This is a genomic window from Brachybacterium endophyticum (genome assembly GCF_003130585.1).
Lineage (GTDB): Bacteria > Actinomycetota > Actinomycetes > Actinomycetales > Dermabacteraceae > Brachybacterium > Brachybacterium endophyticum.
On sequence record NZ_QFKX01000001.1, the window covers coordinates 986,630 to 1,008,051 of the forward strand.

Consider the following 21,422-nt stretch of genomic DNA (forward strand, 5'->3'; position numbering starts at 1 on the left):
CCCGACGCCTCCGGTGCCGACCCTGGTCGGGAACGGGGAGACCCGATCCGGCCGATGCCCGCCCGCACGGGGCCGGCATGTCGGCACAATGGCGGGAACGGATAGAGTGCACGGTGGCTCTGCGCCGATCCATCGAGAGGGGACTTCCCATGACGACACCCCGACGCCCGACCGCGGAGGCGGAGCGTCCCGACGACGCCGGCCTGGCGCGCGAGGTAGCCGAGATCCCCATCGGGGTCCGACGCCTCGGCGCCTGGTCCTGGCGCTTGATCGTGATCGTCGCCGCAGTGGCGCTGATCATGTGGGGCCTCCTGCAGATCACGGCGATCGTTATCCCGGTGCTGATCGCCGTGCTGATCGCCTCGCTGCTCTCGCCGCTGGTCACCCTGCTCAGCCGCCACACCTTCCTGGGGCGCGGCGCCGCCAGCGGCGTCGCCCTGATCGGCCTCGTGGTCGTGATCGTCGGCATGTTCACGCTCGCCAGCCGGCAGCTGTTCGAGCAGGCGAGCGATATCTACGACAAGGCCTTCACCGGCGTGCAGACGCTGACCGAGTGGGCGAACACGACGTTCAACATCGACAGCTCGATGCTGGACAAGGCCACCGACGAGATCCTCTCCAAGCTGCAGCAGAACACCGACTCGCTGGTCAGCGGCGCGTTCTCGACGGCAGCGGTGGTGGGCAACATCGTCACCGGCATCGTGATCGCTCTGTTCACCCTGTTCTTCCTGCTCTCCGGGGGCTCCTCGATCTGGCGCTGGGTGGTGGGTCTGCTGCCCACCGCGGCGCGCGGACCCGCCCACGAGAGCGTGCGTCGCGGCTGGAAGGCCCTGTCGGCCTACATGCGCACACAGATCATGGTGGCCGCCGTCGACGCCACGGGCATCGCCATCGGCATGATGTTCCTGGGTGTCGGCTCCTACGTGGTGCCGATCTGGCTGCTGGTGTTCCTGTTCTCGTTCGTGCCGCTGGTCGGTGCGATCGTCTCGGGTGCGATCGCCGTCCTCATCGTCCTGGTCCTCCAGGGCTGGGTGTTCGCGATCATCATGGTCGCCGTGGTGATCGCCGTGCAGCAGATCGAGGGCAACGTGCTGCAGCCCTTCCTGATGGGCAAGGCCGTCGAGCTGCATCCGCTCGCGGTGTTCCTCGGCGTGGCCGCCGGCGCGATGATCGCCGGCATCCCCGGCGCCCTGTTCGCGATCCCGCTGATCGCCTTCGTCAACGCGACGATGCTCTACATGACGGGACGGGACCCCTCGCCCGAGCTCGGCATCGACGAGGAGGCGGAGGCGCACTTCCTGGCTCCGCCGAAGCCGAAGGTGCACGAGGAGTCCGGACGCGCCGCCAAGCGCCGCGCGAAGGCCGAGTCCTCCCGGGCCAAGGACGCTGCGTTGCGCGAGGAGTCCGCCGAGGCCGCGGGATCCTCCTCCGGCGGGTCCCGAGCAGCCGACGGCGACGGTCCGCGCGAGCAGAGCTAGTCCGCTCCGCCCCGACGCACGAGAACGGGGCCGTCACCTCCACGATGGAGGTGACGGCCCCGTTCTCGTGCACGCTGCCCGCGGCGATGTCGCGGTGCGGTGCGAGTGGCGGCGTGCTCGGCCGGTCGCGCGGAACCCCGGAGCCGGGGCGCGCGATCAGGAGCGGTAGGGCTTCGCCGAGACGATCTCGATGGCCAGCGAACGGCCGTTGGGCGCCTCGTAGTCGATCTTCTCGCCGACCTTCGCGCCGTTGATGGACGAGCCCAGCGGGGACTCCGTGGAGAAGACCTCGAGGTCCTCGCCGTCCTCGGCGATCTCGCGGTTGCCCAGCAGGAACGTGCGCTCCTTGCCGGCCATCGAGATCTTCACGACCATGCCCGGCTCGACGACGCCGTCGTCCTTGGGGGTCTCGCCCACGACGGCGTTCTTCAGCAGGTGCGTGAGCTCCCCGATGCGGGCCTCGTTCTTCCCCTGCTCCTCGCGGGCCGCGTGGTAGCCGCCGTTCTCCTTGAGATCGCCCTCGTCGCGAGCCGCGGCGATGCGCTCGGCGATCTCGGTGCGACGAGGCCCCTCGAGCTCGGCGAGCTCCGCGTTGAGGCGGTCGTAGGCGTCCTGGGTGAGCCAGGAACCAGTGGGCTGGCTGCTCATGCGAACACTCCTGAATCTTGACGCGGGCGACCGCTGCTCGCGACCGCCCGACACAGTTCACGGGGCACATGTTGCGCATGCGCCCCGTGTGCGGGTGATGATGACCGACGCGTTGTCGGTATCAGATCATCGTACAACGAATGCGACAGGCGTCTCCAGCATCCGTGCTCGTCGCGGGCGATCAGGCGGCGTCGCAGCCGACGACCTCGGCGCTGACGGCCTCTCCCTGCGTGTCGATGTCGACGGTCCGCACGACCTGCCGCTGGGATCCGGCGGGCACGTCGACCTCGCGGAACCCGACCTGCGCGCGCCCCTTGTTCAGGGCCTGGACCGTGCAGGTCACCGCCTCGTCGGGCTGACGTGTCAGCTGGAAGGTGAGCGAGATCGTGTTGTCGTCGACATGGTCGTAGCCCACGGTCTTCGCGCTCGCCGGCTGATCGGCGAAGCGCAGTCCCACGAAGACCAGCACGGCGAGGAAGACGATCGCGCCGACCACGTACAGCACCCGCGCGGTGCGTCGGGGCACGAGCGGCCCGCCGTAGCGGGCGAGCATCGGATCGGTCGGTCCCGAGTCGGTGCTCGAGGTGCGCGGGGACATGGGGCCATCCTCCCAGATGCTCCCTGGACCGCAGCTCCGTCGTCCGGCGTCGCGCACGACCCGGACGGAGGTCACATCGCGCGGGGGAGGGGCCCGCCGTCCCCACCTGACCACCAGGCGGGTGGCGTATTCTCGACGGGTCCAGACGACTGTCCGAACCGCGATCCTGTGAAGGGGACGTTGTGCCCGAGGTACTGCCGGAGAAGGGCGACCAGCTGCGCCTGGTCGCCGTCCATGCCCATCCCGACGACGAGTCGAGCAAGGGAGCGGGGTCGATGGCCAGGTACGTGCGCGAGGGCGCGCAGGTCACCGTCATCACCTGCACCGGCGGTGAGCGCGGCGACATCCTGAACCCGCAGCTCGCGGGCGACGAGACCATCCTCGCGGACATGCCCGCCGTGCGCCGCACGGAGATGGCCGCCGCCCAGCGGGTGCTGGGTGTGGACCACGAGTGGCTGGGCTTCGTGGACTCGGGACTGCCGGAGGGCGAGCCGAAGCCGGAGCTCCCCGAGGGGTGCTTCGCACTGGTGCCCGTCGAGGAGGCAGCGCGCCCCCTCGTGGAGGCGATCCGCAGGCTGCGTCCGCACGTGCTGACGACGTACGACGAGAACGGCGGGTACCCCCACCCCGACCACATCCAGGCCCACCGGGTGAGCGTGCACGCCTTCGAGATGGCCGCTGACCCCGAGTACGCCCCCGAGCTCGGGGAGCCCTGGGAGGTCTCGAAGCTGTACTACATCAACGGTTTCTCCCGCTCGCGCTTCACCGGGATCGCGACCTTCCTGCGCGACCGCGGCACGCCGGACGAGGAGCTCGAGGCGATGGCGGAGCGTTTCCCCGCGGGCACCGATCGCCTGGTGACCACGCGCGTGGACATCAGCGACCAGCTCGAGGTGCGCGACGCCGCTCTGCGCGCCCACGCGACTCAGGTGGACCCGCTCGGCTTCTTCTTCCACATCCCCAACGACGTGCTGCGGGAGTCGCGCTTCGCGACCGACGACTACGAGCTGAGGACCTCTCGCATCGGCGTCACGCTGCCAGAGACCGACCTGTTCGCGGGTCTGCGATGAACGGGGGCGTGATGACCGTGCTCGCCGCGGGTGTGCCGCTGGGCGGTGCCGTGCTCGCCGACCCCTCCGACGGGGACATGACCTCGACCTCGGTCACCCCGGGCAACGGCGCCTTCATCGTCATGTTCCTGCTGGCGGTGGCGGTCGTTCTGCTGGCGGTGGACATGACGCGCCGCGTGCGCAGGATCCAGGCCAAGGGGCGCGCCGAGGAGCATCTGGCGCAGGAGGAGACGCCGGAGGAGGACGGTGGCGAGACCGCCGACGGGCCCTCCTCGGCAGGGTCGGACACCGGCGAGAGGAACGATGCCACCGCGGGCGACGCCTCGTCTGACGACACAGGTGACGCCCAGGCGCCCTCGGACCGGGCCGAAGGTTCCTCGTCGGCAGATCCGAGCGGCGAGCGGGACCCCCGCGGCGAGAGCTGAGCACCGCCCGCGGCCGGGGCGGTCGCACGCCCTGGTGGGCGGAACCTCCGGCCGCCGGCCGCCGGGCCGCCGGTCCGCGCCCGCTGGCGGGTCAGATCACCGCGATCGCGACCGCCACGAAGTGGCAGGCGAAGCCGGCGATCGTGAGCGCGTGGAAGATCTCGTGGTACCCGAACCAGGCGGGTGAGGGGTCCGGGCGCTTGAGTCCGTAGACGAGCGCGCCCAGGGTGTAGGCGAGCCCTCCGGCGAGGATCAGCGAGACCACGCCCCAGCCACCGCCGTCGAGCATCTGCGGCATGTAGAAGATCGCGACCCAGCCCAGGGCGACGTAGGCGGGGACGTAGAGCCAACGCGGCGCTCCGGTCCAGAAGACCCGGAAGCCGACGCCGATCAGAGCCCCGGTCCAGCAGATGATCAGCAGCGTCACGGCAGAGCGCGGCGACAGCAGCGAGGCCGCGATCGGCGTGTAGGTGCCGGCGATGATCAGGAAGATGTTCGCGTGGTCGAAGCGGCGCAGCATGAGCGTGTGCTCGGTGCGCCAGGTGCCGCGGTGGTAGGTCGCGCTGATGCCGAACAGCAGGCAGGCGGTGAGCACGAAGACCGCGCAGGCCAGCCGCGTCGCGAGATCCTGGCCGAGCGCCACTAGGGCAAGGCCTGCGATCAGGGCGGTGGGGAAGGCGATCAGGTGCAGCACTCCCCGCAGACGGGGCTTGGGCAGTCGCAGTCCCAGCACCTTCGCGCGCGCGGCCATCTGGCGGGTCAGCGAGCGCGGGGCGAACGGATGGGTCGCCGCGGTGGGGATATCTCCGTCCTCGAGGGAGAGCCCCACCTGGTGATCGGGACGCGGCTCCGCGGTGGGATCGTCGGGCTCGGCCGGGGTGATCGGGCGCCGGGCCGCCTGCGACGCGCTGTCGTGGTCGGTCCCGGCGTCGTGTCGGCGGTGTGGTGCGAGGGCCATGCCGCGACTGTAACCTACGGTGCCGTAAGGAGACAGGTCCCGGACTGTGGTGGTGCTGTGAAGAGCGGCCGCGCCGATGCGGCATCACACGCCCACGTGTCCGATAATGAGACGTCCGCCGGGAGCGCAGGCGCTGTTCCGCAGCGCCACGGAGCCCCGGCGGAGGGCCGAAGGAACCCAGTCGAGCGAGGAGGGCCAGCCCGTGGACGATGACGGCGTCCTCTACCGCGTCTATGCGAAGCGCCTGGTCAAGGAGCTCGAGGCGTACCAACTGCCCCAGCACCTCGGCGTCATCGTGGACGGCAACCGGCGCTGGGCGAAGGCATCCGGCATCACCACCGCCGAAGGCCACCGCCAGGGCGGCGAGAAGATCACCGAGTTCCTCACCTGGTGCGAGGAGCTCGGCATCCCCCTGGTGACCGTCTGGATGCTCTCGACGGACAACCTCCGCCGCGGCCCCGAGGAGCTCGCCCTGCTCTTCGAGATCATCGCCGAGACCGTCGAGTCGATCGCCGGCGCCGGCTACACGGTGCGGCTGGCGGGATCCGTCGAGTCGCTCCCGGAGGCGACACGCGAGCGCGTGCGGCACGTGCAGGAGCGATCCCGTCCCTCGAAGTCCCTCACCGTGAACGTCGCGATCGGCTACGGCGGCCGCGAGGAAATCGTCGACGCCGTGCGCGAACTCGTGCGGGACCTCGGTGCCGAAGGGCGCACGCCCGACGAGATTGCCGAGGCCATCTCCATGGAGGGGATCGGCGAGCACCTCTACACCCGCGGCCAGCCGGACCCCGATCTGATCATCCGCTCCTCGGGCGAGCAGCGGCTCTCGGGGTTCCTGATGTGGCAGTCCGCCCACTCCGAGTTCTGGTTCTGCGAGACCTACTGGCCGTGCTTCCGCCGGGTCGACCTGCTGCGCGCGCTGCGCGACTACTGCCAGCGCGAACGGCGCTACGGCGCCTGAGAGCGGGACGTCCGCCAGGGCCGGAGCCCCACGAGGGTCGGGGTGGTGGCCGCGGCCGAGATCGGGGCCGAGTTCGTGGTCGCGGGAAGGCTGCGGACGGGCCCGGTTGGAGGCCGGCCGGGGCCTCGCGGCGAACCCTCGGTGACGGTCCGGTGAACCCTCCGGCGCTGCAGGCGCGCCGGGCGCGTCGTGTCATGGATCACCTGCGGACGCGGAGTAGGTTCGCGGCAAGCGCTCCGATCGGGCCGCGTCCCACCTTCCCCTCCGAGGGCCGCGGCTGACCGCACGGAGCTGAGCACGGACGGAGGCACCCGATGACCGAGACCACCACGACTGCCACCACGGACCGTTCCCTCGACGCCGCGACGGGAGGTGGTCGGCTCGGGCACGGGGAGGACCACGACCCGCGAACGGGCGACGTGCCCCGAACGGGTGATGCGCCTCGAACGGGTGCAGGGGGAGCCGGAGGCGCTGACGCCGACACCCCGGCTCTCGGCAGCGAGGAGATCACAGGGTCCAGCACGGCCACCGGCCTGCTGGACCCTTCCGTTTCCCCGACGACCGCTCCCGGGGTGACATCGGCCGACGGAGCGCCCGTCGCCGTGGTGCGCTCCCTCGAGCCCGGCGGTGCCCAGGAGGCCCTTCCTGATCTCGAAGTGGGAACGCTGACCTACGTGCTGGACACCTCCGTGCTGCTGTCCGACCCGCAGGCGCTCGTGCGCTTCGCCGAGCACGACATCGTGCTGCCGATCGTGGTGATCACCGAGCTCGAGTCCAAGCGTCACCATCCGGACCTGGGCTTCTTCGCCCGCCAGGCCCTGCGGATCCTCGACGACCTGCGGGATCGCTACGGGAACCTCTCGGTGCCCCTGCCCATCGGGGAGGACGGCGGGCACGTGCACGTCGAGCTCAACCACTCCTCGGACCGGTCCCTGCCCGACGGGTTCCGGCTGGGTGACAACGACACCCGCATCCTCGCGGTCGCCAAGAACCTCCAGCTCGAGGGCAAGAGCATCGTGCTGGTCTCCAAGGACCTGCCGATGCGCATCAAGGCCTCGGCCTGCGGGATCCACGCGGAGGAGTACCGCGCCGAGCTCGCCCGCGACCGCGGGTACACGGGAATGGTCTCGGCGGCGACCGGGGAGGAGGAGATGTCGGCCCTGTACGACGGGAACGACGTGGAGGTCCCCGACGTCTCCCACCGTCCCGTCCACACCGGCGTCACCCTCACCAGCCCGCGCGGCAGCGCGCTGGGGAGAGTGACCCGTGATGGTCAGGTGCGGCTGGTGCCGGGGGACCAGAGCGTGTTCGGCGTCCACGGTCGCAGCGCCGAGCAGCGGGTCGCGATCGACCTGCTCATGGACGAGTCCATCGGCATCGTCTCGCTCGGGGGCCGGGCCGGCACCGGCAAGAGTGCGCTCGCCCTGTGCGCGGGACTCGAGGCGGTCCTGGAGAAGCGCACCCAGCGCAAGATCATGGTGTTCCGACCGCTCTACGCGGTGGGCGGTCAGGAGCTGGGCTTCCTCCCCGGTGACCAGGGCGAGAAGATGGGGCCCTGGGGCGAGGCGGTGTTCGACACCCTGGGCTCGATGGTCAGCCAGAACGTCATCGACGAGGTGCTCAGCCGCGGCATGCTCGAGGTGCTGCCGCTGACCCACATCCGCGGACGCTCCCTGCACGACGCCTTCGTGATCGTCGACGAGGCCCAGTCCATGGAGCGCAACGTCCTGCTGACCATGCTCTCCAGGATCGGGCAGAAATCCCGCGTGGTGCTCACCCACGACGTGGCCCAGCGCGACAACCTCCGGGTGGGCCGGTACGACGGCATCGCGAGCGTGGTCGAGGCGCTCAAGGGAAGCGAGCTGTTCGCGCACATGACGCTCCAGCGCTCGGAGCGCTCGAAGGTCGCCGAGCTCGTCACCCATGTGCTGGATGCGCCGGTGGTCTGAGGGAGCGGGCACGCCTCGGGTTGGGCTCGATGAGGCGGGCTCATCTCCGCGAGGGCTGGGCTCGCACGGGCTTCGGAGGGACTAATAGCGCATCATCTGCCATATATGGCAGATGATGCGCTATTAGTCCCTTCCAGGCCCGGACCCTTCGACCGGCGGGCGACCCGCCCGCGCCGGCCGACAGGCCCCGCTGGCGGGCTCAGTCCGCCGGCCGCCCGGTCAGGCCTTCGGCGAGGTCATCGAGAGCACGTCGAGGGCGGAGTCCAGCTGCTCCTCGGTGAGCTCGCCGCGCTCGACGAAGCCGAGCGCGATCGTCGCCTCGCGCACCGAGACCTGCTCCTTGACCGCGTGCTTGGCGATCTTCGCCGCGTTCTCGTAGCCGATCAGCTTGTTCAGCGGGGTGACGATCGAGGGGGAGGCCTCCGCGTAGAAGCGGGCCTTCTCCTCGTTGGCGCTGAGGCCGTCGATCGTCTTGTCGGCCAGCACGGTGCCGGCGCTCGCGAGCAGGCGGATCGACTCCAGCAGGCTCGTACCCATCAGCGGGATCTGCACGTTCAGCTCGAAGGAGCCCTGCGCGCCACCCCAGGCCACGGAGGCGTCGTTGCCGATCACCTTCGCGCACACCTGCAGCACGGCCTCGGGGATCACGGGGTTCACCTTGCCCGGCATGATCGACGAACCGGGCTGCAGGTCAGGGATCGCGATCTCGCCGAGCCCGGTGTTCGGGCCCGAGCCCATCCAACGCAGGTCGTTGCAGACCTTCGTCAGGGAGACGGCGATCGTGCGCAGTGCGCCCGACATCTCCACCAGACCGTCGCGCGCGGACTGCGCCTCGAAGTGGTCGCGGGCCTCGGTGAGTGGCAGGTCGGTCTGCTCGGCGAGGTTCGCGATGACCTTCTGCGGGAAACCGGTGGGAGTGTTGATGCCGGTGCCGACGGCGGTGCCGCCCTGGGGGACCTCGGCGGTCCGGGGGAGTGCGGCCTGGACGCGCTCGATGCCGTAGCGGATCTGCGCCGCGTAGCCGCCGAACTCCTGGCCGAGGGTCACCGGGGTCGCGTCCATCAGGTGCGTGCGGCCGGACTTCACCACGTCCTTCCACTCCGTCGCCTTCGCCTCCAGGGACGTGGCGAGGTGGTCGAGGGAAGGCAGCAGGGTGCGCACGACGGACTGGGTGGCCGCCACGTGCACCGAGGTCGGGAAGACGTCGTTGGAGGACTGCGAGGCGTTGACGTGGTCGTTGGGGTGGACCTTCTGGTCCGACGCCGCCGACGCGATCGTCGCGAGCACCTCGTTCATGTTCATGTTCGAGCTGGTGCCCGAGCCGGTCTGGTACGTGTCGATCGGGAACTGGTCGTCGTGCTCGCCGGCGATGACCTCGTCGGCCGCGGCGATGATGGCATCGGAGACGGCCTGGTCCAGGACGCCCAGCTCGGCATTCGCCCGTGCCGCTGCCTTCTTGACCTGGGCGAGCGCGTGGATGTGCGCGGGCTCGAGCCCCTGGCCGGAGATCGGGAAGTTCTCGACGGCGCGCTGGGTCTGGGCGCCGTAGAGGGCGTCGACGGGGACCCGCACCTCGCCCATGGTGTCGTGCTCGATGCGGTACTCGGTCTGGGTCATGGAGGAACTCCTTCGTTCGTTCGATGTGGTCGATATGGCCCGAGGGGATGCTCGGACCGTATCGGACGGAGAGGGTGCTCAGGGGAGGGACGAGGCGCCGCTCACGAGGGTCGGCTCGTCGACCCGAGCTCGTCGTTCCACGGCGGGTCGGCGCCAGGACGGGAGACCGTGATGGCGGCGAGAGCCGCAGCCTCCTCGAGGACCTGCCGCAGATCGTCGGGATCCATCGCGGCCAGGGCCTCGCGCCGGGCCGCCCCCAGCAGGTCACGGGAGGCCAGCGCATGGAGGATCCCGGCCGAATAGGTGTCGCCGGCACCCACGGTGTCGGCGACGTCGACCCGCACGGGGGCGATCTCGATCCGCCCGGCGGCACCGAATCCGACGGCGCCCTCGCCGCCCCGGGTCATCGCGACCACGCTCGGGCCGAGATCGCGCCAGGAGGCGGCGACGTCCTCGACGTCATCGGTCCCGTACAGCCAGGCGATGTCCTCGTCGCTGGACTTGACGATGTCGCAGCGGGAGATCAGGTCCTCCACCACGGGCCGCACGCGGGCGGGATCCCCCATCAGGTCCGGCCGCGCATTGGGGTCGTAGCTCAGGATGGCGCTCGGGCGGCAGCGATCCAGGACCTCGGCGACGACGGCGCTGCCCGGTGCGAGGACGGCCGCGATCGAGGAGGTGTGCACGGCATCGAGCTGCTCGGGGAGGCCGCGAGGGTCGGGGTCCCAGGCCAGGTCGAAGGTGTACTGCGCGGAGCCGTCGGCATCGATCGTGGCGCGCGCGGTCGACGTCGGGGTGTCGTCGAGGCTGCCGGCGGTGAGATGGACCCGTGAGGACTCGACGTGCTCGCGGATCGCACGGCCGCGATCATCGCGGCCGATGCGGGTGAGCAGGTGCGAGACGTGCCCGAGTCTGCCGAGCGTGACGGCGACGTTCATGGGGGAGCCGCCGGGGTACTCGGCGGGCTCCTGTCCTGGGCGCACGACGATGTCCGTCAGCGCTTCTCCGACGGTGAGGAAAGTGGCCTTCACGGCATAGATCTTGGCATTTTTCGTGGCCCGGGGCGAACACGGGGACAATGCCAACATGGCGACTTCCGAGGACCCCCACGAGGCCACCGCTGCGCGGGAGCCTGCCGCTGCGCCCACCGGGCAGCGGAAGCGCTCGCCGTACGCGATGAGCAAGGGCGATGCCTCGGCGCGCAACATCGCATGGGCGCTGGGCCTCACCCTCGGCTGCGTCGGTCTGGCCGGGGTGATCTTCTTCGGGGTGGGGCGCACGGTGGACCGTGAGGTCCCCGAGACCTCCCGCCTCGACGTCGGCGCGAGCGCCCAGCGCGCGCAGGAGCAGGCGCCGTTCACCGTCGCGGAACCGGCGCTGGGCAAGGACTGGGCCCCGCGCGCGGCGGACTACGAGGCGGGGGAGCGACCGACCTGGACCCTGCGCTACACCGCGCCGTCGAACTCCCTGGTGACCCTGGTCGAGTCCGAGGAGGTCAGCGCTGCCGACCTCTCCACGGCGATGCCGGGCGCCCGGACCGACGGCGAGACCACCATCGAGGGCGTGGAGTGCCAGAAGCTGTCGGCCGATGGCGAGCAGAGCGGGATCAGCTGCCAGGACGAGGACTGGGGTCTGATCATCCACGGCAAGACCGACGAGAAGGAGCTCGCCTCCGCAGCAAAGGCCGCTATCGGCAGCATCCAGGACGGGGCGGCAGGCGCGAAGCGCTGAGAAGCGCTGAGGAGCGCTGAGACCCCGGGCCGGGAGCTAAGGCCCCGGCCAGCCCGTCACGCGGATTCAGCGTCGGGCCTGCACGGCCTCCTCGAGCTTGGTGCGTGCGCCGTCCAGCCACTGCTGGCAGCGCCGGGCGAGCATCTCGCCCCTCTCCCACAGCGCGATCGACTCCTCGAGGCCTCCCTGCCCCGATTCCAGGTGCCGCACGACCTCGACGAGCTGATCGCGGGCGGCCTCGTAGCTGAGAGCGGCGATGTCCTCGGGCAGCTCCTGGGGGCCGGGCTGGTCGGCGTCCCCCGAGCCGGCCTGCGCCGACTCCCCGGTCCGGCCGCCCGTGGCTGGCGGATCCTCGGGGCCGTCGTGCTCGGGATCCTCGGCGGGCGTGGACTTCGATGCTGCGTTCATGGCGTCTCCGTTGCGTCGGTGAGGGTCGTGATGTCCGGGGGTGTGTAGGGATCGTTCTCGGTGCGCACGGATCCGAAGCGGCCACCGGCGACGCGCACGGACAGGGCGGTGTCGACGGGTGCCGCCTCCGGGGTGCGCACGATGGTGCCGTCGGCCGTCTGCACCACGGCGTAGCCGCGCTCGAGGGTGGCCAGCGGGCTCAGGGCGCGGACCTGGCGGCCCAGGTGCGCCGTCTCGTCGCGGGCGCGATCCAGGCGGGAGCCGATCAGCGTGCGTGCGAGCGCGATCCGCGAGCGGACCTCCTCGACGGGGGCGGTGAGGATGGAGGTCGGCTGCTCGAGGACGGGCCGCGAGCGGAACGCATCGAGGTTCGCCTGCTCGCGCTCGAGGCGGGTCCGCACGGCCGAGCGGAGGCGGGTGCGCCCGAGCTCGAGCTGCTCGATCTCGGCCTGGATGTCGGGCACCACGCGCTTGGCGGCGTCCGTGGGGGTCGAGGCGCGGACGTCGGCCGCGAGGTCCACCAGCGGGGTGTCGACCTCGTGGCCGATCGCCGAGACGATCGGCGTGACGGCGCCCGCCACCAGGCGCACCAGCTGCTCGTCGCTGAAGGGCAGGAGGTCCTCGAGGGAGCCACCACCGCGGGAGATGATGATGACGTCGACGTCCTCGCTCTCATCGAGTTCGGTGAGTGCCCTGGAGACCTCCCGCACGGCCTTCTGTCCCTGCACGGCCACCTCGCGGATGGCGAACTCGACGGCGGGCCAGCGCCTGCGGGCGTTGACCACGACGTCCTTCTCCGCCGCGGACTCGCGCCCGCAGATCAGGCCCACGGTGCGGGGCAGGAACGGCGGCTCCTGCTTGCGGGAGGAGTCGAAGAGTCCTTCGTCGGCCAGGCTGCGCTTGAGCTGCTCGAGCTGGGCCAGGAGCTCCCCGAGACCGACCGGGCGGATCTCGCTCGCCTCCAGCTGGAGGCTGCCGCGCTTGGTCCAGAACGTCGGCTTGGCGTGGACGACCACGCGCGCGCCCGGCACCAGCTCTACCGTCATGGAGCGCAGCACGTGCTCGCGGATGGGCACCGAGAAGGACATGTCGACCTCGGTGTCCCGCAGCGTCATGAAGGCGAGCCCGCTGCCGGGGCGTCGGTTCAGCTGGACCATCTGACCCTCGACCCAGATCGGCGACATGCGCGCCACGTACTCGCCGACCTTCACCGAGAGCTGGCGCAGCGGCCAGGGGTTCTCCGGGGTGGTCTCCGCGGCGGTGGCGGCCATCGGCGGACGCGCGGGGGTCTCGGTCATGGGGTCCACTCTGGCACGTCCCGCCGACGATCGAGCGACGACGGCGGTGGTGGGGGAGGACGTCGGCATGGGGAGGAGCCGGCTGAGGGGAGGGGCCATCGGGGGCGCGGCCAGATCCCGTTATCATCCCTGCCTGTGATTGACAGCACACGCGGTTCGGGTGGACTCTTTCCGACACCGTTCCTGCCCGACGCCATCGGCCCAGGGCTCCCCAGCTCACAGAGAGGCGGCCCATGAGCGTTCTGCGGCGCAAGAGCATCGAGACGGTCCTGCATCAGGACGAGGACGAGGACCACGCGCACCTCAAGAAGAACCTCGGGGTCAAGGACCTCGTCGGCTTCGGGATCGGCATCGTCATCGGCACGGGCATCTTCACCCTCACGGGACTCCAGGCGAAGGAGAACGCCGGCCCCGCCGTGATGATCTCCTTCGTGATCGCGGGCGTCGTCGCTCTTCTTGCCGCTCTCTGCTACGCCGAGCTGGCCTCCGCCGTGCCCACGGCCGGCAGCTCCTACACCTACGCCTACTCCACGATCGGCGAGATCTTCGCCTGGATCATCGCCTGGGACCTGATCCTCGAGTTCGCCCTCGGCGCGGCGGTGGTCTCACGCGGCTGGTCCGGGTACGTCGCCGGTGTCTTCGACCTGCCACCGAAGTGGTTCGCCGAGGAGGGGTCGGTCGTCAACGTCGGCGCGATCTTCATCGCGGTGCTGCTGGGCGTGGTCGCGATCCGCGGCATCCGCGAGTCCAAGTGGGTGACCAACGGCCTCGTGGTCATCAAGGTCCTGGTGTGCGTCTTCGTGATCGCCGTCGGGATGTTCTACATCAAGACCGACAACCTGGTGCCGTTCATCCCGCCGGCCCAGCCCTCCGAGGGCACGGGGTCGACCCTCACCTCGCCGCTGTGGCAGGCCGTCACGGGCATCGAGCCCTCGACCTACGGGGTCGCGGGCGTGTTCGTCGCCGCCGCGGTGGTCTTCTTCGCCTACTCCGGCTTCGAGGCCGTCGCCAACCTCGGCGAGGAGACCAAGAAGCCCGCCCGTGACATGCCGATGGGCCTGCTGGGCACGCTCGCGATCTGCACCGTGCTGTACGTGGGCGTCTGCCTCGTGGTCACCGGCATGGTCGAGTACCCCAAGCTCTCCGAGGGCGATGCCGTCGCCGACGTCTTCGATGCCGTGGGCCTGTCCTGGGTGGGGATCCTCGTGGGTATCGCCGCCGTCGCCGGCCTCAGCTCCGTGATCCTCGTGGACATCGTGGCGATGGGCAGGATCGGCTTCGCCCTCTCGCGCGACGGTCTGCTGCCGCCCGCGTTCGCCCGTGTCCACCCGAGCTGGGGGACGCCGGTGCTGATGACGAGCCTGACCGTCGGCGCGGTGGCCCTGCTCGCGGGGCTCGTGCCCATCTCGGTGCTCGCCGAGATGGTCAGCATCGGGACACTGTTCGCCTTCGTGGTCGTCGCGATCGCCGTCGTCGTGCTGCGCCGCACCGACCCCGACATGAAGAGGCCCTTCCGTACGCCGCTGGTGCCGGTGCTGCCGATCATCAGCGTGCTCGCCTGCGCCGGACTGATGTCGAGCCTGGCCGTGGAGACCTGGCTGCGCTTCCTGGGCTGGCTGGCCCTGGGCCTGATCGTCTACGGACTCTACGGCTACCGGCACTCCCGGGTGGGTCGCGCCGGCCGTACGGAGGTCAGGACGGAGGCCTCCCGATGAGCATCCTCGTCGGCTTCGGCCCCGACACCCGCAGCGGCTCCGGGCTCCGACTCGCGGCCGCCCTGGCGCGCTCGCTCGGGGAGCCGCTCGTGCTGTGCTGCGTCATCCACGACGCCTTCGGGTCGCCGACCCTGCGGGACTTCTCCGGGGTGGACGACGACTGGCGCCGCGAGCTCACCGGGATGGCCCGGGAGACCCTCGCCCGGGCCCGCGAACAGCTGCCCGAGGACCTCGAGGTCGAGACCGTGCAGCGCGTCGGCCGCTCGGTCCCGCAGATCCTCGATCAGGAGGCCAGGGCACGCGGTGCCCGGATGCTGGTGGTCGGGTCCTCCGACGGCGTCGTCGGGCGGATCGGGCTGGGCAGCACGAGCGATCGCCTCGTGCACAGCGCCCACGTGCCGATCGCCCTCGCCCCGCGCGGCTTCGACCCCGAGTCCGAAGGCGTCTCACGGCTGGTCCTCGCGGTGGACCCGACCGATCGGGACGCCGCCCTGGTGCCCGGTGTCGCACGAGCACTGGATGCGACCGAGGCCGCGCTGACCATCGTCACCTTCGCGGTGCGCGGAGGGTCCCGCAGTGCCTTCTCCGCCTTCCGGGAGGGCGAGTACTACGCGCAGTGGCGCCAGGACGTCGTGCGCACGCAGGGACGCATCCTCGATGACGTGCGCGACCTGAGCCCCAGCACCTCCGGCACGGCCGGGTCCGTGGTCGAAGGTCCGCGATGGTCCGCCGCCGTCTCGGGGTTCGACTGGCAGCAGGGCGACATGCTCGTGATCGGGTCCAGCACCCATGCGAGCGTCACCCGCGTGTTCCTGGGCTCCACGGCCGCCCGCATCCTGCGGCATTCGCCCGTCCCCGTCCTCGTCCTGCCGCGCGGTCGCGAGATCACGCGCGAGCGGAAGCCCAAGGTCGGGAAGGACAGGAAGGGCAGGAAGCACGCCAAGGATTCCTAGGACCCCGGCCGGGTGGACCCGCTCGAGGGTCAGCCGGCGCTGCGCTCGCTGCCGCCGGCGGGCCCGGGGGCGCGATCCCCGCGCGCGAGGTCGGCGATCTGGTCCTCGTCGAGGCTGCGTGCGCGTCGCGTCAGCTGGTCGACCTCCTCGACCTTCCGGGAGGTCAGTTCCATCTCCTCGAACTTCCGTGCCGTCACCATGACGCGGGACTGCAGGGAGCCGACGGCCTCGTTGTACGCCGCGACCGTGGAATCCAGCGAGCGGCCCAGCTTGCCCAGGTGCCCGGCGAGGGTTCCCAGGCGGTGGTGCAGCTCCCTGCCCGCCTCCAGCACGCTGCGGGCGTCGCGGTTCAGGGAGTCGGTGCGCCAGGTGTGGGCGACGGTGCGCAGCAGCGCCACCAGGGTGGCGGGGGAGGCGATGACGACGTCGCTCGTGAAGGCGTGCTCGAGCAGGCCCGTGTCGGATTCCAGGGCGGCGGCGAGCACGCCGTCGCTGGGCACGAACATGACGGTGAACTCGGGGGTGTCGCCGAGCGCCGCCCAGTAGCTCTTCGAGCCCAGGCGGTCCACGTGCCCGCGCAGCGCCTTCGCGTGGGCTGCGCGCCGCATCCGGCCCCGCTGGGGATCGGGCTCCTCGATCGCATCGAGGTAGGCCTCCATCGGGGCCTTCGCATCGACCACCACGGTGCGACCGCCGCTCAGCCGCACCACCATGTCCGGACGCTGGCCGGCCTCGCCGTCGGCCGCGCGACCGGCGTGCTGCTCGGTGAAGTCCACGTGCTCGAGCATCCCCGCGGCCTCGACGATCCGCCGCAGCTGCACCTCGCCCCACCGGCCCCGCGCGGTCGGCGCGCGCAGGGCGGCGGTGAGGGCGTGGGTGCCGCGGTCCAGATCCTTCGTGCGGTTCTGGAGCTCCTCGAGATGCGTGCGCAGGGCGCCGTCGGATCGGGCGCGGGCGGTCTCGGAGCGCGCCACGTGCTGCTCGAGCTGGGACAGGGCCTGGCTGATCGGAGCCAGGGTGCTGCGCAGGTCGGCGTCCCTCGCGGCCTCCAGTGCCTGGCGCTGCGCCTCACGCTGCTCCGCCTCGCGCTCGAGCTGATGGTGTGCGGGGTCGCTCGCGCCGACGGTGCGGGAGGTCGCACGCGGGGAGCGCATGGCGAGGTAGGTGCCGAACGCCCCGAGGGCGACGCCGACGAGAAGGACGAGGATCACGGTGACGGTGTCCATGCGACCAGCACACCACGGCGGTGGGACGAACGACGGGCGCCGCGCCCGCCGGGGGATCGGGTCGGGCGCCGGTGTGTCATCGGCTCAGACCCCGGCGGGAGCCCCTGCCGCTGTCTCGCGGGCGGCACGGACCTCGTCCATGTGGTCGCTCGCCCAGGTGCGCAGCACCTCGAGGGGCTCGAGCAGGGTGCGGCCCAGCGAGGAGAGCTCGTACTCGACGCGTGGTGGGACCTCGGCGTAGACGGTGCGCACGACCAGCCCGTCGGCCTCGAGGCTGCGCAGGGTCTGGGTGAGCATCTTCTGGCTGATGCCCTCGATGCGCCGGGAGATCTGCGAGAAGCGCAGGGGGCCCTCCTCGAGGGTGCCGATGATCAGCACGGTCCAGCGGTCGCCGATGCGGTCGAGCAGCTGACGGGAGGGACAGACCCGGTAGGGGTCGTAGACCGGGGGAGCGGACATCGTGATCCTCGTTCTCGTGTGCCGGGGCGTTGTCGTCCAGTGGGGCCGAGGGGCCGGTTACCGCAAGGTGCCTACTTCCCCTGAGTGCCTAGGTTACCTATGGTGACCATAGTGGGTGCGGAACACAAGTCGCACCGAACGCGCGCTCGGCGACGAGCGCCACGAACGAAGGACGCGCCGCGTCCGGGAGGAGAAACCATGGCCCGCATCATCGTCCTCGGAGGCACCGGCTACGCCGGCGGTCACATCGTCGAGGAGGCCGCACGTCGCGGACACGACGTGGTCTCGGCGAGCCGGACGGCCCCCGAGTCCCTTCCCGAGGGTGTCTCGCACCGGGCGGGGGACCTGCGCGACGCCGATTACCTCGCCGGCCTCCTGAAGGGTGCGGACGTGGTCGTCGCGACCAGCTCGCCGCGCGGCGAGCTCGCCGAGGAAGGGGTGCTGCGCGCGGCCTACGGGCAGCTCGCGCAGCTGGCCCAGGAGCGCGGTGTGCGGCTGGGCGTGATCGGCGGGGCAGGGTCCCTGCACGTGAGCGAGGGCGGCCCGCTGCTCGTGGACACCCCGGACTTCCCCGATGCCTTCCAGGTCGAGGCGCGCGAGCTCAACGCCGTGCTCGGTGACCTGCGCCAGTCCGGGCAGGCGCTGGACTGGTTCTTCCTCAGCCCGGCCGCCGGGTTCGGTGGCTTCGCACCGGGGGAACGCACCGGGGCCTACCGCGTGGGCGGGGACCTCCTGCTCGCCGACGAGAACGGCGAGTCCTTCATCTCCGGCGCGGACCTCGCGATCGCCGTGGTCGACGAGATCGAGGAGCCCCGACACCGGCGCGCCCGCTTCACCGTCGCCTACTGAGGCGCGCTCACTGCGGCCTCGCGCCGACGGGAAAATAGTCGGCCGACATGCCGAGCGCCCCGCACCACCCATCGGCGGTGCGGGGCGCTCGCCGTCCCGACGACGCGGGACGAGAAACCTGATGAAGGGGAGCAGAGCCGAATCGTCGGCCCGACCTCCCCATCCGGGATCAGGCCTTCGCGCGAACCCTCTTGACCTTCTTCGAGCCGGAGCCGCTGACCAGGAGCGCGATGGCGATCGCCACCAGCCAGCTGTCCTTGGCGATCGGGGTGCCGGCCTCGGACGGGCGGATGCCGTCCTCGGCGGTCAGCTCCGGGGTGCGCAGGTACATCGAGAACATGCTCCCCGAGAAGGCTCCGAGCGCGAGCCCCGCGACGCGGGTGGGCACGATCGGCAGCAGCAGGGAGGAGCCGACAGCGATCTCCCCGAGGCTGAGGAACCAGCCGAACTGCTTGGGGGAGAGCTCGCCGAGGGCCGGGACGCCCTTGGCCGCCATCTGCTGGAGACCGGCCGCGGCCTCCTCGGGCAGACCCAGCTTGCCGATGCCGCTGTTGAGGATGAAGGCGCCCGGGACGGCGCGCAGGACCGTGTTGCTGAGGCTGAATGCCATGGGTGCTCCTTGAAGAGGCGGTATGCGGACGACACGAGCCTAGCGACTCGCGCGCCACCCGGGGCACGCCGCTCGCAGGGTGCTCTCGCCCACGACCGCACCCTGCGGCGCGCGAGCGGGGCCGAGGGAACGTAGACTCGCCTGCCGTGGCTCTCACCATCGGAATCGTCGGACTGCCCAACGTCGGCAAGTCCACCCTGTTCAATGCCCTCACCCGCGCGGAGGTCCTCGCGGCGAACTACCCGTTCGCCACGATCGACCCCAATGTCGGCGTGGTGCCCCTTCCCGACCCTCGACTGGGCCGGCTCGCCGAGATGTTCTCGAGCGAGAAGGAGGTCCCCGCGACCGTCTCCTTCGTGGACATCGCCGGGATCGTCAAGGGCGCCAGCGAAGGCGAGGGGCTGGGCAACAAGTTCCTGGCCAATATCCGCGAGGCGGATGCGATCTGCCAGGTCACCCGCGCCTTCTCCGATCCCGACGTGATCCGCGCCGAGGGCTCCGAGGGGCCGTCGGGCGACATGGAGACGATCACCACCGAGCTGATCCTCGCCGACCTCCAGACCCTCGAGAACGCGCGCCCGCGCATCGAGAAGGAGGTCAAGCGCAAGGTGACCGAGGCCGGTGTGCTCGAGGCGATGGACCAGGCGACCGCGTTGCTGGAGACCGGCAAGACCCTGTTCCAGGGTGCCGAAGCCGCCGGCATCGACACCACCCAGCTGCGCGAGCTGCAGCTGATGACCGCCAAGCCCTTCATCTACGTGTTCAACACCGACGAGGAGGGCCTGGCCGACGCCGCCTCCCAACAGGCGCTGCGCAACCTCGTCGCCCCGGCCGAGGCCATCTTCCTGGACGCCAAGTTCGAGGCCGAGCTCGCCGAGCTCGACCCCGAGGAGGCCACCGAGATGCTCGAGAGCACCGGCCAGGAGGAGTCGGGCCTGGACCAGCTCGCCCGCGTCGGCTTCTCCACGCTGGGCCTGCAGACCTACCTCACCGCCGGTCCCAAGGAATCCCGCGCCTGGACGATCCCGCAGGGCGCGACCGCCCCGCAGGCCGCCGGCGTCATCCACACCGACTTCGAGCGCGGCTTCATCAAGGCCGAAATCGTCAGCTACGACCACCTCATGGAGGCCGGTGGCATGCAGGAGGCCAAGTCCCACGGCTGGGTCCGCATGGAGGGCAAGGACTACGTGATGGCCGACGGCGACGTGGTGGAGTTCCGGTTTAACGTCTAGCGTTAATGACGGGTCGCGTTATAGACTCGCCTCGTGATCAGATCGTTCGGAGCAAGGACACCGAGCGCATCTGGCATGAGCAGTACGTCAAGCGCGTCGATCGCACCGTGCAGCGAGCGACCCTGCGGAAGCTCGAGCTGATCCATGCCGCGAGGGACGTCGAGGACCTCCGGATCCCGCCCGGGAACCGACTGGAGCGGCTCGTCGGCGACCGCCGTGGACAGCACAGCATCCGCGTGAACGCGCAATGGCGTCTCTGCTTCGTCTGGAGAGATGGAGGTGCAGAAGATGTCGAACTCGTCGACTACCACTGAGGCCGATCGGATCGAACCGATCCATCCGGGGGAGATCCTGATGGAGGACTTCATCGAGGGCTTCGGGATCACGCAGAACAAGCTCGCCGTGTCCATCGGGGTTCCGCCGCGGCGGATCAACGAGATCGTGCACGGCAAGCGGGGCATCACCGCCGATACGGCGATCCGTCTGGCGCGCTACTTCGGGACGTCCGAGGAGTTCTGGATGAACCTGCAGTCGAACTACGAGCTGCGCCTCGAGCGCCGGGCGTTGCGTGACAAGGTCGCTGCGATCACACCCCTGGCCGTCGCGTGACCGTCGCTGCGTGGGTTGCTGAGCCGGACCAGCAGGTGCCCGATGATGTCGCACGACTACTTGCCACGGTGCCCGAATGGTTTGGACAGCCGGGATCCAACGCGGAGTACATTGCGGCCGCACGCTGCAAGGAGACATGGACAGTTCGCGACGCTGACGGCCTAGTCGTCGGTGTCACTCTGATCGATCGTCACTTCCCGCATGTCACCGAGGTGCACCTCACCGTCGTCGACCGAGCGGTTCATGGTTCCGGTGTCGGCACGGCGATGCTCAGAGCTATCGAATCCGATGCGGTTCACCGAGGTGTCCGTCTGTTGGAAGTGAAGACGCTCGGGGCCTCACATCCGGACGCCGGGTACGCGCGCACGCGTCACTTCTACGAGAAACGCGGGTTCCTGGCGCTTGAGGAGACCGACCTCTGGGGAGGGGACACCCCATGCCTGATCATGGTGAAGCCACTCGGTGAATCTGGGGTCGCGTCGCACTGAGAGACGTCGACACCAGAGGTTGATCCGTACCGGAACTCAGTGGAGTCCCGGTTCAACGTCTAGGGCGCGTCTCCTATTTTCGTAACCAGGCCACGACCGCGCAGAGGACCACGCAGGCTCGGTAGGAGATGGCGTGCTTG

Annotated in this window: 23 protein-coding genes; 13 read left to right on the top strand and 10 right to left on the bottom strand. The window is 70.5% G+C overall.

The window, feature by feature from the left end:
• Positions 1-149: 149 nt before the first annotated feature.
• Positions 150-1,478, top strand: coding sequence for an AI-2E family transporter (locus DEO23_RS04375; protein WP_109274733.1), 1,329 nt, complete (start codon positions 150-152; stop codon positions 1,476-1,478).
• A gap of 156 nt (positions 1,479-1,634) precedes the next feature.
• On the opposite strand, the gene greA is transcribed toward DEO23_RS04375, so the two are convergent.
• The gene (greA, locus tag DEO23_RS04380) at positions 1,635-2,126 is read right to left on the bottom strand and encodes a transcription elongation factor GreA (RefSeq protein WP_109274734.1); all 492 of its coding nucleotides are present in this window, start codon (positions 2,124-2,126) and stop codon (positions 1,635-1,637) included.
• Between the two features lie 181 nt (positions 2,127-2,307).
• The gene (locus DEO23_RS04385; RefSeq protein WP_240613201.1) at positions 2,308-2,724 is read right to left on the bottom strand and encodes a DUF4307 domain-containing protein; all 417 of its coding nucleotides are present in this window, start codon (positions 2,722-2,724) and stop codon (positions 2,308-2,310) included.
• A gap of 182 nt (positions 2,725-2,906) precedes the next feature.
• On the opposite strand from DEO23_RS04385, the gene mca reads away from it, so the two are divergent.
• Both mca and DEO23_RS04395 read left to right on the top strand, forming a co-directional pair.
• Positions 2,907-3,794 carry a mycothiol conjugate amidase Mca gene (mca, locus tag DEO23_RS04390; protein WP_109274735.1) on the top strand — a complete coding sequence of 296 codons (888 nt, stop codon included), beginning with the start codon at positions 2,907-2,909 and terminating at the stop codon, positions 3,792-3,794.
• Between the two features lie 8 nt (positions 3,795-3,802).
• Positions 3,803-4,219, top strand: a complete 417-nt coding sequence (locus tag DEO23_RS04395) for a hypothetical protein (protein WP_133249833.1) — start codon at positions 3,803-3,805, stop codon at positions 4,217-4,219.
• A 91-nt stretch (positions 4,220-4,310) separates the two neighbouring features.
• On the opposite strand, the gene trhA is transcribed toward DEO23_RS04395, so the two are convergent.
• Entirely contained in the window at positions 4,311-4,970 is a 660-nt protein-coding gene (gene trhA, locus DEO23_RS04400) for a PAQR family membrane homeostasis protein TrhA (RefSeq protein WP_420808012.1), read from the bottom strand.
• A gap of 409 nt (positions 4,971-5,379) precedes the next feature.
• Here trhA and DEO23_RS04405 point away from each other — a divergent pair, with 409 nt between their 5' ends.
• Positions 5,380-6,138, top strand: a complete 759-nt coding sequence (locus DEO23_RS04405; protein ID WP_240613202.1) for an isoprenyl transferase — start codon at positions 5,380-5,382, stop codon at positions 6,136-6,138.
• A 605-nt stretch (positions 6,139-6,743) separates the two neighbouring features.
• The gene (locus tag DEO23_RS04410; protein WP_420808013.1) at positions 6,744-8,087 is read left to right on the top strand and encodes a PhoH family protein; all 1,344 of its coding nucleotides are present in this window, start codon (positions 6,744-6,746) and stop codon (positions 8,085-8,087) included.
• Positions 8,088-8,306: 219 nt separating this feature from the next.
• On the opposite strand, the gene DEO23_RS04415 is transcribed toward DEO23_RS04410, so the two are convergent.
• Complete coding sequence (locus DEO23_RS04415; RefSeq protein WP_109274739.1) at positions 8,307-9,704, bottom strand: class II fumarate hydratase; 1,398 nt, start codon at positions 9,702-9,704, stop codon at positions 8,307-8,309.
• A 101-nt stretch (positions 9,705-9,805) separates the two neighbouring features.
• The gene (locus tag DEO23_RS04420) at positions 9,806-10,735 is read right to left on the bottom strand and encodes a carbohydrate kinase family protein (protein WP_109274740.1); all 930 of its coding nucleotides are present in this window, start codon (positions 10,733-10,735) and stop codon (positions 9,806-9,808) included.
• A gap of 55 nt (positions 10,736-10,790) precedes the next feature.
• On the opposite strand from DEO23_RS04420, the gene DEO23_RS04425 reads away from it, so the two are divergent.
• Complete coding sequence (locus DEO23_RS04425; RefSeq protein ID WP_109274741.1) at positions 10,791-11,435, top strand: DUF4245 family protein; 645 nt, start codon at positions 10,791-10,793, stop codon at positions 11,433-11,435.
• Positions 11,436-11,501: 66 nt separating this feature from the next.
• On the opposite strand, the gene DEO23_RS16310 is transcribed toward DEO23_RS04425, so the two are convergent.
• Together DEO23_RS16310 and xseA are read right to left on the bottom strand one after the other, a co-directional pair.
• On the bottom strand, positions 11,502-11,705 hold the full coding sequence (locus tag DEO23_RS16310) for an exodeoxyribonuclease VII small subunit (RefSeq protein WP_240613219.1): 204 nt from the start codon (positions 11,703-11,705) through the stop codon (positions 11,502-11,504).
• 134 nt (positions 11,706-11,839) lie between these two features.
• Complete coding sequence (gene xseA, locus DEO23_RS04435; RefSeq protein ID WP_109274743.1) at positions 11,840-13,141, bottom strand: exodeoxyribonuclease VII large subunit; 1,302 nt, start codon at positions 13,139-13,141, stop codon at positions 11,840-11,842.
• Between the two features lie 233 nt (positions 13,142-13,374).
• On the opposite strand from xseA, the gene DEO23_RS04440 reads away from it, so the two are divergent.
• Positions 13,375-14,856, top strand: a complete 1,482-nt coding sequence (locus DEO23_RS04440) for an APC family permease (protein ID WP_109274744.1) — start codon at positions 13,375-13,377, stop codon at positions 14,854-14,856.
• Positions 14,853-15,809 (top strand): universal stress protein, encoded by a 957-nt coding sequence (locus DEO23_RS04445; protein ID WP_109274745.1) that lies wholly within the window; start codon positions 14,853-14,855, stop codon positions 15,807-15,809. Before DEO23_RS04440 ends, DEO23_RS04445 begins: the two co-directional genes overlap by 4 nt.
• A 29-nt stretch (positions 15,810-15,838) precedes the next feature.
• Here DEO23_RS04445 and DEO23_RS04450 read toward each other — a convergent pair whose 3' ends face one another.
• Complete coding sequence (locus tag DEO23_RS04450) at positions 15,839-17,035, bottom strand: DNA recombination protein RmuC (protein ID WP_109274746.1); 1,197 nt, start codon at positions 17,033-17,035, stop codon at positions 15,839-15,841.
• An 84-nt stretch (positions 17,036-17,119) separates the two neighbouring features.
• Positions 17,120-17,494 carry a winged helix-turn-helix transcriptional regulator gene (locus DEO23_RS04455; RefSeq protein ID WP_109274747.1) on the bottom strand — a complete coding sequence of 125 codons (375 nt, stop codon included), beginning with the start codon at positions 17,492-17,494 and terminating at the stop codon, positions 17,120-17,122.
• A gap of 198 nt (positions 17,495-17,692) precedes the next feature.
• Here DEO23_RS04455 and DEO23_RS04460 point away from each other — a divergent pair, with 198 nt between their 5' ends.
• Positions 17,693-18,343 carry an NAD(P)-dependent oxidoreductase gene (locus DEO23_RS04460; RefSeq protein ID WP_109274748.1) on the top strand — a complete coding sequence of 217 codons (651 nt, stop codon included), beginning with the start codon at positions 17,693-17,695 and terminating at the stop codon, positions 18,341-18,343.
• A gap of 169 nt (positions 18,344-18,512) precedes the next feature.
• Here DEO23_RS04460 and DEO23_RS04465 read toward each other — a convergent pair whose 3' ends face one another.
• Entirely contained in the window at positions 18,513-18,953 is a 441-nt protein-coding gene (locus DEO23_RS04465) for a hypothetical protein (RefSeq protein WP_109274749.1), read from the bottom strand.
• Between the two features lie 146 nt (positions 18,954-19,099).
• Between DEO23_RS04465 and ychF the strand changes: the two genes are divergently transcribed.
• The 4 genes from ychF to DEO23_RS04485 are packed head-to-tail and all read left to right on the top strand — an operon-like array spanning position 19,100 to position 21,282.
• Positions 19,100-20,185: a redox-regulated ATPase YchF gene (gene ychF / locus DEO23_RS04470; protein ID WP_109274750.1), complete on the top strand. Its 1,086-nt coding sequence runs from the start codon at positions 19,100-19,102 to the stop codon at positions 20,183-20,185.
• Positions 20,186-20,190: 5 nt separating this feature from the next.
• Positions 20,191-20,499 (top strand): type II toxin-antitoxin system RelE/ParE family toxin, encoded by a 309-nt coding sequence (locus tag DEO23_RS04475; RefSeq protein WP_240613203.1) that lies wholly within the window; start codon positions 20,191-20,193, stop codon positions 20,497-20,499.
• A complete protein-coding gene (locus DEO23_RS04480) occupies positions 20,474-20,794 on the top strand; it encodes a HigA family addiction module antitoxin (RefSeq protein WP_109274751.1) in 321 nt (106 codons plus the stop codon). Before DEO23_RS04475 ends, DEO23_RS04480 begins: the two co-directional genes overlap by 26 nt.
• Positions 20,791-21,282 (top strand): GNAT family N-acetyltransferase, encoded by a 492-nt coding sequence (locus DEO23_RS04485; protein WP_109274752.1) that lies wholly within the window; start codon positions 20,791-20,793, stop codon positions 21,280-21,282. Before DEO23_RS04480 ends, DEO23_RS04485 begins: the two co-directional genes overlap by 4 nt.
• Positions 21,283-21,422 lie beyond the last annotated feature (140 nt).